This window comes from Anaerobacillus sp. (genome assembly GCF_046314235.1).
In the GTDB taxonomy this organism is placed as follows: Bacteria; Bacillota; Bacilli; order Bacillales; family Anaerobacillaceae; genus Anaerobacillus.
Genome location: NZ_JBKBWN010000018.1, coordinates 31,146 through 43,784, shown reverse-complemented (window position 1 = coordinate 43,784; position 12,639 = coordinate 31,146). Strand labels below are relative to the sequence as shown.

The window sequence follows — 12,639 nt, the reverse complement described above, 5'->3', positions numbered from 1 at the left end:
GGTGGTTTGAAAAAAACTAACAACTTTTATCTACCATTTAGGGTTATCTATGTAAAACTTGCAGATATTCATCGGAACGATGTTGAAATGCTCTCTTTAAATGGGTATATAAATCCCTTTTTTGTTGAAGCTTTACTTGAATATAGTGAATAGCAAACTCAGTTTCGACTTGCTCATCTTTACATCCTAGAACATGTTTGTAAAGTTCTCTCTCTCGTTTTGTTATCATATCTTTTTCTTGTTTCTCATAATATTTAATTTCATTAGCAATCGCAAGAATTTGATCGGCGATTTCAACTTGGATCTCGATTAACTTATCAAAATCATTATTTTCCACGTTGTTCTCCCCTTTAACTAAACTCATTAATAACTAGGTTCGTTACAAAGCCAACACTTCCTTTGACTAGTATTGTTGAGGCGTAGGAGGTTTTGTAGAAATATGATTTTATGTATATAAAGAAAAGCACTCCTTCGCTAGAAAGGAGTGCTTTTGTTATTAACGTTGTCTGTTTCTTTGAGCTGATTGTTGGTTTTGTTGTCTTACTTCTTGAGCATCAGTTTCACTAGCAAATTCTTGGTTTTGCCCTTGAGCAGATGCTTGGTTTTGTTGTCTTACTTTTTGTGCGTTCGTTTTAGATGCTTGGTTTTGTTTCATTAGTATCACCTCCACAAGAATTAATATCTCCACGAGAGGTGATTTTATCCGAGAAAAAAATATATAAAATTTAATTAAGTAAAGCGTTTTTTTGATTAAACTAAAAGTGAAATTCCACCATCAACGATGATTGTTTGTCCGCAAATCATGGATGCATCTTCGGATAATAAAAACATAACGGCATTCGTCAGATCATCTACAGTGACGATTCTTCCAGCCGGGTTACGTTTTGCCGCACTTTCTAGAATTTCATCGCGGTTCGGAAAATGTGTTAAAGCATCTGTATCAACAGCGCCACCGGAAACGGCATTGACAACAATATTTTTAGGGGCAAGATCAACCGCTAAATATCTAGTTAGGGCTTCTAAAGCTGCTTTAGATACACCGACAAGAGTGTAATTTTCGATTACGCGAATCGATCCTAAAGAACTTAATGAAACAATTTTTCCACCACCAGTTTTCTCCATACGTTTTGCTGCTTCTTGGGCACAGAATAATAACGCTTTACTATTAATATCCATTGTCCAATCCCAATGAGATTCCTCTAATTCCATTAGTGGCTTCAACACCCCGGATGCTGCATTATTGACAAAGACATCTAAGCGACCAAACTGTTCATCAATTTGCGCAAATAATTCTTCAATCTTTTCTTTTTTACCTACGTTAGCCTTCACGACTAACACTTTACTACCAAGCGCTTCTAACTGCTGTGCTGTTTCCAAGGCTGCCGACTTATTTCTCGCATAATTAATAACTAAATCATATCCATTTTTCGCTAAGCGAATCGCAATTTCTTTTCCAATTCCCCGACTACTTCCTGTAACTAAAGCAACTTTTCGTTCCATATTGAAATCCTCCTAGAAACTCTATATGCTAACCATTATATCGAATAGTTTCGTTTGAGACTACAAAGACTAACCAAGATGATGGAAAACTCATCAATTTTCATAAAATGGTTTACCTTAAGGGGGAACTCTCATGTATGTTGGTCGAGATATGACTGAATTATCAATGATGTCAAAGCATGATTGGACAAATCAAGAGTTGGCATATTTTCATCACAATTTACAACAAATTGCGCCTTATTTAAATGCTGAGGGAGTTACAATCCACAGAGAAATCATTAAGGAAATAGTGTCAAGAGGCGGCATGAACCATGAAGAAGCAAGCTATGAACATGGCAGTCGCGTTCACTTTGATTAGTCGTTTCATGAAAACTAAGGCAACACGAAATGCCTTAGTTTTTTATATGAAAAATAAATTTGGAGACCGCGTTCATGAGCGAGCCTCTGAGATTTTATAAAAGGTCACAGTGAAGAGAAAGAAGCGTGGTCACCATTTACACATACTAGATGGTGACGCGGGGGTTTCTTTTATAAATACATAGGAATAAAGGTTAAGTAGCGACTTAGCCTTTTTGTCCTTTCAGAAAAATCGATTTTATTATAGGATTAAGATATCAATATTTTGAGTATAGAAGGAGTCCATGAAAATGTTTGACCCTAGCGTATATGAAAATTTGAAAGTCGTAATTGAAGGAGAAATTTATGATCGTGATTTAGAAGGGGAAATTGCGATCATTGACAGGCAAGACCAAGTTAATTTAGCGACAATGTCTCGTACATATTCAATAACTTTTCAGCCGCTAAAATCTTCTCATCTTTATCACGCAACGGTTAAATTAGAGGCCGCCCCTGGTGATTTATACGGTGAGATATTAGAAATAGACGAAGGCTTCGGTTGCACATTATTGCTTATCATTAATGGTCCAATAAATGATGTTACAAAGATCCCTCCTCTTATTCAGGAAAAACTAGAAATTTTATGGGATAAGCGTCCAACAATTAACCAACAAATTTATTTTGATTGGACCAAAGAAATAAAGACAACTTATTATTCAAAAACAACTTTATATTTTGACAGAAAAATTAATGAAGAGCATATTTCAGATTTCTCAGAAATAATTAGTTTACTAATCGACTCTTTAGAAGTTGTGGAAGAGATCAATCAAACATAAATCAGATTTCCCAGACAAGATCACTTTATTTTACCTCTTTAGAAGTCGTGGAAGATATTAACCAAACATAATAATTATAGTAATCATAATTAATTTAGGAGCTGATATTCATGAAAGCAGTCGTTTACAATCAACAAGGCAGTCCCGATGTACTTGAAGTTGTAGAACTAGAAAAACCCGTAATTAAAGAAAATGAAGTTTTGATTGAAGTTGGCGCAAGTGGGGTAAACCCAGTCGATACATACTTCCGTTCAGGTTTACGTCCAGTTGAGTCTTTCCCCCAAGTTCCTCATTTTGACCTAGGTGGAAAAATAGTCGAAATAGGATCCGCCGTGACAAAATGGAATGTTGGCGATCGCGTTTGGGCATCAAGTATCAAAGGAACAGCAGCACAATTTGTTGCTTCTAAGGAAGAACAGATTTACCCTTTACCTGATCATGTGTCGGACGTTGAAGGAGCCGCACTAGCTATGGCATTTATGACCGCTCATCTTGCCTTGTTTCACAGAGCACAATTGAAAAAAGGAGAAAAAATTGTTATTTTCGGTGGTGCAGGTGCAGTTGGCCATGCTGCGATTCAATTGGCTCGCTCTATAGGCGCATATCCAATCGCAACAGCCGGCAATGCTGAAAAAGCAGCGATAGCAAAAGCCGCTGGCGCAGATGAAGTCATTATTTACACAGAGGAAAACGTTGCCGCAAAGGTTAAAAGTCTTACAAATGGTGCTGGAGTTGATGTCATCCTTGACGTTTCCCTAAGTGACAACCTGGAGCAGGATTTACAGATGATTGTTAATGGTGGGCGAATTCTCGCAGTAGGCTCACCAAAAAACAACACACCTGAACTCCCTTGGCGCTTACTAAACTTTAAAAACGTTTCCCTTTTAGGAATCCTACTTTTTACTGTCCCGATGCAGTATCAAATCGAAGCAGGAAACGAAATAAGTCGTCTTTTCGCAGAGAAAAAACTTACTGCCCTCGTCGGTAAGACCTACACTTTTAGCGAGGCAGCCAAGGCCCACGCGGCAGTAGAAAGCCACCAGTATAATGGAAGCATTGTTATAACGCCTTAATATCTCGATTATATGGGTAAACCATTGATACTGGATTAATTCCACAATCTAATCTTGGCAATCAGCTGTTAAATCAGGATTACAAAATATACATGTTTTTCCGATCTCAACCCTGAATGAAATTGTGGGCCGACTTCTTTCACTTCTCTGTTATGCAGTTCCTGTATAAGAGGGGACGATAGAACTCGCCCGATAATTCTCCACAGAAAAAAGAGGTTTTCCCATAAGTATCAGTGCACCTCGAAGTCATACTATTTATAGAACTGTATGTTTGTACAATATCTATTTATAGTAGGCTAAGTGACTGATCCTTTGCTTTGGGAAAGCCTCATTTTCTTGTTATTTTGAGATATGGTAGATATAGAGAAAACGTATAGGATGCATAGTGACAGCGTCTATTCTTATATTCTAATGCTCGTAAAGGATGAATCACTCGCAAAATGCTGCGAAATACCGAAACGAAGCTTTACTGCTACTGTTGCCGTAAAGCTTCGTTAGTAAAAATCTGTTATTTTTTCAATCTTTGATATAAACCAATGATTAAAATTGAAAATGCTATTAAATTTAGTGTTCTAGGAAGAATATTTATAAATGCTACAAAATCACTTGTACTGAAACCAAATGGTGGCTCACTAACGTTATCAATGATTAGCTTGGTAGTATATTGAGCAACAAAAGAATAGAGTCGGAGAAATAATAAAATTAGAAAGCTATAAACCCCTGCTAAAAAAGAGTATTTCTTAGACTGTATTAAACCAAATATTAATAAACCTAAGAAAATCAAATCAATTACTAAATAAAGTGTTTTTATCATTAGTTCCTTCCTTCCTCAATTAACTTGTTCCAATATACTCCGATAATAAGAGAAGGTGTTGAAACGACATTTCATCAACTAATGCCATCTTTACTCTAAGAACCTCATTTATTATTAAATCTAACTAACTCACTTACTATATATTCTTTTTCTAAACTTTCTCCTTCTTCTGCATCTAAATAAAGTTCCAGAATGATGGAATTAAAAGCCTTTCTAATATCTTCATCATTCAACCCTTTAGAGTAAAAAACAAATTCACTCTCATATTTTGCAATATTTTCACCATCGATATTTTGTTCATAACCATCACCAAACCAGTATCTTTCTTTATTATCTATTGTATTTACAGCCTCTCTCCAACTTCCACCAATAGGAAATTCAACTTTTCGTGAAAATTTTGTAGAGTGTTGAACTTCAAAAATAAAAGTAAATTTGCGAAAATCGTCTTTTGTGGGTTTTTCCAATCCATATGTTCCAACATAATCATATTCTTCTTCACTTAATTGTGAAACGATTGCTTCGATAGTTATTTTCGGTTCCTGTAAATTGTTACAAGCAGTAGCTAACAAGAGTAATATTATTAAGAAACATAACGTCCATAGTTTTTTCATATACTTCCCCTCCTCACTTCCAATCTACCATAAAAACCCAAATATTCTTTTGCTTTTCTCTCTATTAGTTTAATATTACTTGCCAGTTTTTAGGTAAAAAAACGAGTTACAACATTGCAACTCGTTTTTTTACTGACGAACTTTTAGTAAATTACTCTCTTAATTTAATTGCTTATAAAATCCTGTGGCTTTTCCTTCGAATCCTCTAAACTATTGCAACCGTTATATAGAAAAAACATTCATTGTCTACCTGAGAATTTTAACTCTCCGTTACCAAAAGCTTTTATTACTTCGTATTTCTTATCTAAATTAATTTGATATAACAATTGATCATTTGCTGTAATTTCTAAATTATCGTCAGTTTCTTTTTGGTTATAATAGATGTTTAATGTTTTTTCTTTAACATCAACATTGAAATTACTAAAATAGACCTTTTTACCATCCTTCAACTCATTTTTACCATTTAAAAATATGTAAATGGTACTATCACGTTCAAAATAAAGATGTGTTCCGTTATAGTTCTCTAATTCTTCAATAAATGCTTGAACATCTTTGTTGGCATTTTTTAAATTTATTTCTGAAAAGGAAAATTCTGAAAAGGATGGTTCGTGGTTACACCCCACCAACAATAATATTAGTACAATAACTGATAACAACTTTTTCAAGAAATCACTCCCTGATAAAACTTCTTCTTCAATTTCCTTCAATTTTTCCTTGTTAATTTTCTCCATGATAAAGACATTTTTACACGAATTGGCACGGATCCTGAGGGCGCTCAGAAGATGTTTTAAATTCCTTTGTACGTAAAGGCTCTCCATACATGCTCAAGAGGTCCGTACTTAAACCTTTCCATCCACGCTTTACTTAAGAAGATTTGAACAGTGAAAATTGCAATCGTTATCAGTATACCTACTTCTGGTGTCACTTTACCGTAAAAACCTAGACCATAACCGTAAAACAGCGAAATACAAATAACAGTTTGAAGTAAGTAGTTTGTCAAAGCCATCTGACCTACTGGTGCTAGAAATTTAAGCCGTGCCATCCATTTTTCTTTTTGACATAATAACGTAATCGAGCTGATGTAAAAGAAGGACATAACAAGCCCTGAAACGAGCGAGAGAACCTCTACCGTTGCTTCATGCAGGTAAAACGGTACGATAAACAGTTCCACTTTTAAAATGACAAACACAACAGTCATTAAAACGCCGATGATCAAACTGTTTTTCCATACTTTTTTAATCCACTCCAAATGCCCAGTTATATCGAAGAGTACCCCTTTTTTCCCTACATATAAGCCGATAAGAAAAATAAACAGCACCATTGGTACACTAACGATAAAGTTAGGTAAAACTAATGGTATCTCCTCCGCTAAACGAAACGTAAATATTTCTGAGAAACTGCCATTTTGAAAAACTGTAATCGATTTTTCTACTAAAGGTGAGAAGTCATTTATAAGTCCTGATTCTTCACCTAGGATGTTTTCCGCGAGGGACTCTATGAAGGTGAAAAATGCCAATAGAAACAGAACAGCACTGAAAAGTCCAATCGCCCAACTCTTAATTGTTTCCATTGAAGACCTTCTAAATAAAAGTAAGAAAAATGCTGCGAGCGCATAATTAAGTAAAATGTCGCCACTCCATAATATGAAAATGTGAATAAGTCCAAGAAATAATAGGAAAAAAATCCTTCTTGAATAAAGTTTTCCAACAGATAGCCCTTTAGCTTTCACTCGCTCCATAAAGAGAAAAAAACCTAAACCAAATAAAAATGAAAACGTCGTAAAAAATTTCCCTGTTGCAAAAATCGTAACAAACCAATCTGCACTACTGCTTAGTGCTCCTTCGAACAGTGTAACTCCCGAAAGCATTAAAAATAACTTTGGGGCCACAAAAAATTGCATGTTTACCATTAAAATACCTAAAAGCGCAAACCCTCGAATAATATCCAACGTGATAATTCGATCTGCTTGTTGAGTAGGTTGTAACCTTAGTGCCTCCATACCCTCACTCCATTTCTTCTTTTGATATGTAACCATTGCGTACAGTGATATGTATAACGTGTGTGTAAAGTGATATGTACGATTGTGTAAAACATTTATTCAAACCTAAAAACCGTCTACTACCAAAATTATACACGATTCGTCTGGTAATTTAAGTAATTTTTTTTGTGAATAGTATTCATTCTATTTTTTTGTGCCTTAACCTGCTCAATTTGCTCCATTTCGAGCTTAGATTGTACCCTAAATTTCTAGCGATGCTCTCTTACGACTAGAGTTTGTCTCCTTGCTCCAATCCCCACTTTTTTCTCCTCCTCAGATGGACAAAAAGGAAAAATGTCCACGAAGGGTGCCTGGCACCTTGAGCAGGCAACTTAATAATATTAATGTATTTAGGAGATACTCTCTGCTAGAGGTCATATTAGGAAGGAATGGTATAACAATGAGAGGGTTACATGTAAAGTGGTTTACGGAAGCAGAACAAATCCGTGAACCAATTGAAACTATCTTAACTTGGGACTTTTTTTTAATAACGATTATTATTGCTGCAGTACTTGCTACCCTACCACAACTCATCCCTTCCTTAATGGAGTTAAAGTTTGTAAAAGCGGTCGACCGGAGATTAGCTGCATTTGAACCATATACAGGTTTAATCTTAAAATATGGGACAGCAATAGCGATCACACTTCAGTTGTTTTGGGATTCAATTTTAGCTCCTGAAATTCATTTAACGTCCTTTTCGCTAGCGGTCGGGATATTCGTTGTTGTAATGCTCCTCATCCCACACCATATTGCAACAAAAGTTGGGGCACTTGGTATCCTAGTATTGTTTTTTGATGCACTATTACAAATTGGGTTATTTCACATTATAGATTATGGGTTCTATGTAGCGATTGCATTTGCTTTGCTATTACAAAAAACAAAGTGGGCAAGATTAGGCATGCCAGCACTCTATTTAGGAACCGGACTTTCTTTATGTTGGGTAGCTGTTGAGAAGTGGGTCTATCAAGAAATGAGTGTAGATATCATTTTAAACCACGCAGTTCCTACATTTGGATTTGATCCTGCGACATTCGTCTTGTTAAGTGCCTTTATTGAGTTTGTTGTCGGTTATCTTCTAGTCGTCGGTGTACTTAATCGTTTGCTAGCCCTCGTGCTAACCTTAATTTTCGTCTCAACGACGATGTTATTTGGAACTCTAGAAATCATTGGTCACTTTATGGTTCATATTATTTTAATTACCTTCATCATTGAAAACACAAGCTTTTATAACCCACCAGTTCAAATGCATAAACGGAAGATAGACCAGATCATCTTTATCTTTTTAAACTTCATCTTTGTTTTAGCAACGATCTTACTCATATACTACCGCTTTGCTTAGTGGTGACAACTTTTTTCGTTTATTTATGACTTGTTCATGATCGAAAAAACGGTTTGGCTAATAAATGACTCAATTTGGATAGTAAATCCGCTGATTCGGATAGTAAATCACTCAGTTTGGATAGTAAACCCGCTGATTTGGATAATAAAACGCCGATTAGTCATTTTATAGGTGACTCACTACCATATGTCCCTGGCACCAAAGCTATTTTTGGTGCTTTATTCTTGAATTCTCGTACTTGATGGCGCCTTTTTGGTACGAGGCACTGAAAAAAAGGAACCTAAAAAACAAAAATATGTCAGCCCCACAAAAAAGGAGACTGACATTTTTTCATCCTAGAAAGATCCCACCATAAAGTAAGGCGCCACCAATAACATAGGCTGGATGAACCTTTAACTTCTCAAGTAAAACATAAGCAATAACTACGATCGCACCTGTTTGGAGCAATCCTAATTGTAGATAAGACGTATCAAAAAAGCGGTAAGCCATTAACCCTAATAAAATAGCAATCGTCGGACGAACTAGACTTGTCATCGCTTTTACCTTTGGTGAATCTTTAAATTTCATTAGCAAGCTTAAAAGTGCAATCATTAATATTAATGATGGTGCAACGGTAGCGAAAACACCAACAAACGCTCCGAAAATACCACCTTGTTCATACCCGATATAACCTGCCATTTTTGTCGCAATTGGACCAGGCATTGCATTCCCCAATGCTAAAACCTCACCAAATTCGGCAACTGAAAGCCAGCCATAACGGTGAACTACTTCGTATTCAATTAGCGGAATTGAGGCTGGCCCTCCACCATAGCCAATTATTCCAGGGATAAAAAATGCTAGGAAAATCTCCCAATAAATCATCAACTCTGTTCACCTTCTTGTTTCTTTTTAGCTGGTCTTGTTAAAGCAAAAAGTAGGATTACTCCAATGATGAATGCAGGATGTACTCCTAACAAGCCAATCAATAAAAAACTGACGAGCAGTAAAAGTACACTTTTCCCCCAACCAAGTCCTTCTCGCGACTTCGCGAAAAAATCCCATGTAAGCACAGCCATCATTACACCAACAACAGGCACAACCGCTTTTGTCATGCCTTGAACCCACGCTTGCTCCCTAAAGGAGGTAAGCGATGTTAAAATCACAATCATTAAGATAATTGTTGGTACAATACTTGCTACAATCGCATTGATCATCCCTAAATAACCACCAACTCGATAACCGATATAGCCTGCCATTTTCGTGGCAATCGGACCAGGCAAGGAGTTTCCAATCGCTAAAATGTCACCAAATTCGTCTGTATCAATCCATTTATATTTTTCTACGACTTCTTTGTGGACTAAGGGAATTGAAGCTGGGCCACCACCATATCCCAGCATTCCAACACGAAAGAAAGCCATAAAAAGCTGATATTGCTTCATTAATTCTCCTCTTCTCCATATATTTAAGGACAAATTTCCTCAACGCACTTAATTACCAAGCGGCAATTGAGCCATCCGTCCTCGCTTCCGTTCCCCCAGCAAGAACGCCGGTATTGGGATCACGCCAAATGATTTGACCACGCCCAAAGGCCCCTGAGTTATGAGCTACTTCGATTTTGTGCCCCATTCTTGCTAAGCTCTGAGCAATATGGTTAGGAACTGTATGCTCAAGCAAGACTGTTTTGTCCTCCATCCATTGCCAACGGGCTGCATCCAGTGCGGCTTGTGGATTTAACTTAAAATCAATCGCATTCATCACCACTTGCATATGCCCCTGTGGTTGCATGAATCCCCCCATGACACCGAAAGGACCAACTGCTTGATCACCTTTTGTAAGAAACCCTGGAATAATTGTATGGAAGGTCCTCTTTCCTGGCTCAAGGCAGTTATCATGGTTTTCATCTAATGAGAAATTATGACCACGGTTTTGCAACGCAATACCTGTACCTGGAACAACTAACCCAGAACCAAAGCCCATATAATTACTTTGAATAAAGGAGACCATGTTTCCTTCACTATCCGCTGTAGCTAAATAAACCGTACCACCCTTTGGCGGTTCGCCTGCAGTAGGTGTTAATGCTTCATCAGTAATCAACTGACGACGAGCCACTGCATACTCTTCTGAGAGCAAGTCCTTCGTTTTAACACTCATCTTGTCTGTTTCTGTGATATATTTCAAACCATCACTAAACGCTAGCTTCATTGCTTCAATCTGCTGATGGTATGTCTTCGCATTTTCGCGCTCGCTAAACTCAAAGCCTTTGGCAATATTTAAAGCTAGAAGCGCAACTAAGCCTTGCCCATTTGGCGGGATTTCCCAAACATCATAGCCACGGTAAGATACGCTAATAGGGTCAACCCACTCAGGCTTAAATGCTGCTAAATCTTCTTTTGTTATAAAACCATCATATTCCCTTGAAAACTCAGCAATTTTCTCAGCTAATTCTCCTTGATAGAAAGCTTCTCCATTCGTTTCGGCAATTAGCCTTAATGTCTTTGCATGCCCCTCAGACTTCCAAACATCACCTACTTGCGGGGCTTTCCCATTTGGAGCAAACGTCTCAAACCAGTGCTTAAATTCTTCGCCTTTTAGATTATTTTTATAGCTTTGAAAAGCTTGATTCCAATAAAAACTAAGAATTGGTGACAACGGATAGCCTTTTTCTGCATAATCAATTGCCGGTTGCAGTACCTCAGCTAAAGGTAATTTCCCAAACTTTTCCGATAACTCAACCCATGCCGCTGGAACTCCTGGGACAGTCACTGGTATCCAACCAAACTTTGGAATTTCCTTGTAGCCTCGTTCTTTTAGCTTTTCAATCGAAATTGATTTCGGTGCTGGTCCACTTGCATTTAAACCATGCAGTTTCCCCTTAGTCCAAACTAGCGCAAAAGCATCGCCGCCAATGCCGTTAGATGTCGGTTCGACAACAGTTAAACATGCAGCAGTAGCAATCGCCGCGTCAATCGCATTGCCACCTTTTTTTAAAATATCTAATCCCGCTTGAGCAGCAAGTGGCTGTGAAGTCGCCACCATTCCATTTTGAGCATATGTAGTCATCCTTTGTGAAGGATAAGGATTATGGAGAGCATCGTATTGTAACATTTTGTTCAACCTCCTTTTGTTTATTTATTTAATTATATAAGAAAAAATTCGTTATTTCATCGATTTTCATTCGGAATACGAAATATTTTTTTATAAAAAATTTTTCGGTCGAGTTCTTGAGCAAGCCTCTTATACAGGAACTGGATAACAGTGAAGCGAAAGAAGTCGACCGATATTTTCATTCAGGTTCGAGAACGGAAAATGATGAACGTTATATGGGAGAGCATGGATAACTCTCCACTACTACTAAAAGTTAGACTTCGACTGTCCGCCATCAACGTTCAATGTCGCTCCGACGACCCAGGAAGCTTGTTCCGATGCTAGAAATAGAACAACGTTGGCAATCTCTTCTACCGTGCCAAACCTACCTGCAGGAATTTCACTTTCAACGAATGCATTGATCTTTTCTGGGTTTTCTTCAAGTCGCTTTTGCCAATTTCCGCTCGGGTGTAGAATGGATCCAGGAGCGACACCATTAACTCTAATTCCGTCCTTAATTACTTCATCAGCTAATGACTTTGTAAAAGAGATCATTGCAGCCTTGGCACTATTGTAGGTCGGTTTGCCACCAGCTTCACGACCAAATACTGAAGATATATTAATGATTGCTCCCTCGCCATTTTCTTTCATCACTGGTACTGCGAGCTTGCTAAAGTGAACAGCAGAAAAGTAGTTTAAGTGCATTGCTTCTTCAAACAATACAAGATCGGTTTCGATTGTCGTTGAACCATTGCTTCCGCCAACATTATTGATCAAGATATCAATCGTCCCAAAATCATTGATGACATTCTCAAATACCTTTTCACGAGCTTCGCTAGTTGTTAAATCCCCTTCATAGCTTGCATCTAAGCGGTTTTCAAACAGCGCCTTTTCTAAATCCTCCTGTGAGCGTGCCGCTATTGCTACAATCGCCCCTTCATCCTTAAAAGCTTTGGCAATTGCTAAACCAATCCCCTTTGATCCACCAGTAACTAAGACAATTTTCCCTTTTAATTGTAAATCCATCTT

The 12,639-nt window shown here is 37.4% G+C and carries 15 protein-coding genes; 4 read left to right on the top strand and 11 right to left on the bottom strand.

Annotation, left to right across the window (positions count from 1 at the left end):
- Positions 1–43 precede the first annotated feature (43 nt).
- The 3 genes from ACK4M9_RS19190 to fabL form a co-directional block, all read right to left on the bottom strand.
- The gene (locus ACK4M9_RS19190; protein ID WP_409854178.1) at positions 44–337 is read right to left on the bottom strand and encodes a hypothetical protein; all 294 of its coding nucleotides are present in this window, start codon (positions 335–337) and stop codon (positions 44–46) included.
- Between the two features lie 159 nt (positions 338–496).
- Positions 497–655, bottom strand: a complete 159-nt coding sequence (locus ACK4M9_RS19185; RefSeq protein WP_409854176.1) for a gamma-type small acid-soluble spore protein — start codon at positions 653–655, stop codon at positions 497–499.
- A 95-nt stretch (positions 656–750) separates the two neighbouring features.
- A complete protein-coding gene (fabL, locus tag ACK4M9_RS19180) occupies positions 751–1,500 on the bottom strand; it encodes an enoyl-[acyl-carrier-protein] reductase FabL (RefSeq protein ID WP_409854173.1) in 750 nt (249 codons plus the stop codon).
- Between the two features lie 133 nt (positions 1,501–1,633).
- Between fabL and ACK4M9_RS19175 the strand changes: the two genes are divergently transcribed.
- From ACK4M9_RS19175 to ACK4M9_RS19165, 3 genes are all read left to right on the top strand, one after another.
- Positions 1,634–1,858, top strand: coding sequence for a hypothetical protein (locus ACK4M9_RS19175; protein WP_409854170.1), 225 nt, complete (start codon positions 1,634–1,636; stop codon positions 1,856–1,858).
- A gap of 289 nt (positions 1,859–2,147) precedes the next feature.
- Entirely contained in the window at positions 2,148–2,672 is a 525-nt protein-coding gene (locus ACK4M9_RS19170; RefSeq protein WP_409854167.1) for a hypothetical protein, read from the top strand.
- A gap of 110 nt (positions 2,673–2,782) precedes the next feature.
- Entirely contained in the window at positions 2,783–3,745 is a 963-nt protein-coding gene (locus ACK4M9_RS19165; RefSeq protein WP_409854164.1) for an NADPH:quinone reductase, read from the top strand.
- A gap of 508 nt (positions 3,746–4,253) precedes the next feature.
- Here ACK4M9_RS19165 and ACK4M9_RS19160 read toward each other — a convergent pair.
- The 4 genes from ACK4M9_RS19160 to ACK4M9_RS19145 form a co-directional block, all read right to left on the bottom strand.
- Positions 4,254–4,559, bottom strand: coding sequence for a hypothetical protein (locus ACK4M9_RS19160; protein WP_409854161.1), 306 nt, complete (start codon positions 4,557–4,559; stop codon positions 4,254–4,256).
- A gap of 104 nt (positions 4,560–4,663) precedes the next feature.
- Complete coding sequence (locus ACK4M9_RS19155; protein WP_409854158.1) at positions 4,664–5,170, bottom strand: fructose-bisphosphate aldolase; 507 nt, start codon at positions 5,168–5,170, stop codon at positions 4,664–4,666.
- Positions 5,171–5,409: 239 nt separating this feature from the next.
- Complete coding sequence (locus ACK4M9_RS19150) at positions 5,410–5,901, bottom strand: hypothetical protein (RefSeq protein WP_409854156.1); 492 nt, start codon at positions 5,899–5,901, stop codon at positions 5,410–5,412.
- A gap of 56 nt (positions 5,902–5,957) precedes the next feature.
- Complete coding sequence (locus ACK4M9_RS19145; protein WP_409854153.1) at positions 5,958–7,169, bottom strand: DUF418 domain-containing protein; 1,212 nt, start codon at positions 7,167–7,169, stop codon at positions 5,958–5,960.
- A gap of 439 nt (positions 7,170–7,608) precedes the next feature.
- On the opposite strand from ACK4M9_RS19145, the gene ACK4M9_RS19140 reads away from it, so the two are divergent.
- The gene (locus ACK4M9_RS19140) at positions 7,609–8,547 is read left to right on the top strand and encodes a hypothetical protein (protein WP_409854152.1); all 939 of its coding nucleotides are present in this window, start codon (positions 7,609–7,611) and stop codon (positions 8,545–8,547) included.
- Positions 8,548–8,877: 330 nt separating this feature from the next.
- On the opposite strand, the gene ACK4M9_RS19135 is transcribed toward ACK4M9_RS19140, so the two are convergent.
- The 4 genes from ACK4M9_RS19135 to ACK4M9_RS19120 form a co-directional block, all read right to left on the bottom strand.
- Positions 8,878–9,408: a chromate transporter gene (locus ACK4M9_RS19135; protein WP_409854223.1), complete on the bottom strand. Its 531-nt coding sequence runs from the start codon at positions 9,406–9,408 to the stop codon at positions 8,878–8,880.
- Positions 9,408–9,965: a chromate transporter gene (locus ACK4M9_RS19130; RefSeq protein WP_409854149.1), complete on the bottom strand. Its 558-nt coding sequence runs from the start codon at positions 9,963–9,965 to the stop codon at positions 9,408–9,410. The genes ACK4M9_RS19135 and ACK4M9_RS19130 overlap by 1 nt, the downstream gene beginning before the upstream one ends.
- Positions 9,966–10,017: 52 nt before the next feature.
- A complete protein-coding gene (gene ggt / locus ACK4M9_RS19125; RefSeq protein WP_409854147.1) occupies positions 10,018–11,631 on the bottom strand; it encodes a gamma-glutamyltransferase in 1,614 nt (537 codons plus the stop codon).
- Positions 11,632–11,877: 246 nt separating this feature from the next.
- Complete coding sequence (locus ACK4M9_RS19120) at positions 11,878–12,636, bottom strand: SDR family NAD(P)-dependent oxidoreductase (protein ID WP_409854145.1); 759 nt, start codon at positions 12,634–12,636, stop codon at positions 11,878–11,880.
- Between the last annotated feature and the right edge of the window lie 3 nt (positions 12,637–12,639).

What these genes read in the sequence shown, in the direction of transcription:
- ACK4M9_RS19140 (WP_409854152.1), top strand. Translation starts at nt 7,609, where the DNA reads ATGAGAGGGTTACATGTAAAGTGGTTTACGGAAGCAGAACAAATCCGT.
- ACK4M9_RS19135 (WP_409854223.1), bottom strand. Translation starts at nt 9,408, where the DNA reads ATGATTTATTGGGAGATTTTCCTAGCATTTTTTATCCCTGGAATAATT.
- ACK4M9_RS19155 (WP_409854158.1), bottom strand. Translation starts at nt 5,170, where the DNA reads ATGAAAAAACTATGGACGTTATGTTTCTTAATAATATTACTCTTGTTA.
- ACK4M9_RS19170 (WP_409854167.1), top strand. Translation starts at nt 2,148, where the DNA reads ATGTTTGACCCTAGCGTATATGAAAATTTGAAAGTCGTAATTGAAGGA.
- fabL (WP_409854173.1), bottom strand. Translation starts at nt 1,500, where the DNA reads ATGGAACGAAAAGTTGCTTTAGTTACAGGAAGTAGTCGGGGAATTGGA.
- ACK4M9_RS19175 (WP_409854170.1), top strand. Translation starts at nt 1,634, where the DNA reads ATGTATGTTGGTCGAGATATGACTGAATTATCAATGATGTCAAAGCAT.
- ACK4M9_RS19185 (WP_409854176.1), bottom strand. Translation starts at nt 655, where the DNA reads ATGAAACAAAACCAAGCATCTAAAACGAACGCACAAAAAGTAAGACAA.
- ACK4M9_RS19120 (WP_409854145.1), bottom strand. Translation starts at nt 12,636, where the DNA reads ATGGATTTACAATTAAAAGGGAAAATTGTCTTAGTTACTGGTGGATCA.
- ggt (WP_409854147.1), bottom strand. Translation starts at nt 11,631, where the DNA reads ATGTTACAATACGATGCTCTCCATAATCCTTATCCTTCACAAAGGATG.
- ACK4M9_RS19130 (WP_409854149.1), bottom strand. Translation starts at nt 9,965, where the DNA reads ATGAAGCAATATCAGCTTTTTATGGCTTTCTTTCGTGTTGGAATGCTG.
- ACK4M9_RS19160 (WP_409854161.1), bottom strand. Translation starts at nt 4,559, where the DNA reads ATGATAAAAACACTTTATTTAGTAATTGATTTGATTTTCTTAGGTTTA.
- ACK4M9_RS19165 (WP_409854164.1), top strand. Translation starts at nt 2,783, where the DNA reads ATGAAAGCAGTCGTTTACAATCAACAAGGCAGTCCCGATGTACTTGAA.
- ACK4M9_RS19145 (WP_409854153.1), bottom strand. Translation starts at nt 7,169, where the DNA reads ATGGAGGCACTAAGGTTACAACCTACTCAACAAGCAGATCGAATTATC.
- ACK4M9_RS19150 (WP_409854156.1), bottom strand. Translation starts at nt 5,901, where the DNA reads ATGGAGAAAATTAACAAGGAAAAATTGAAGGAAATTGAAGAAGAAGTT.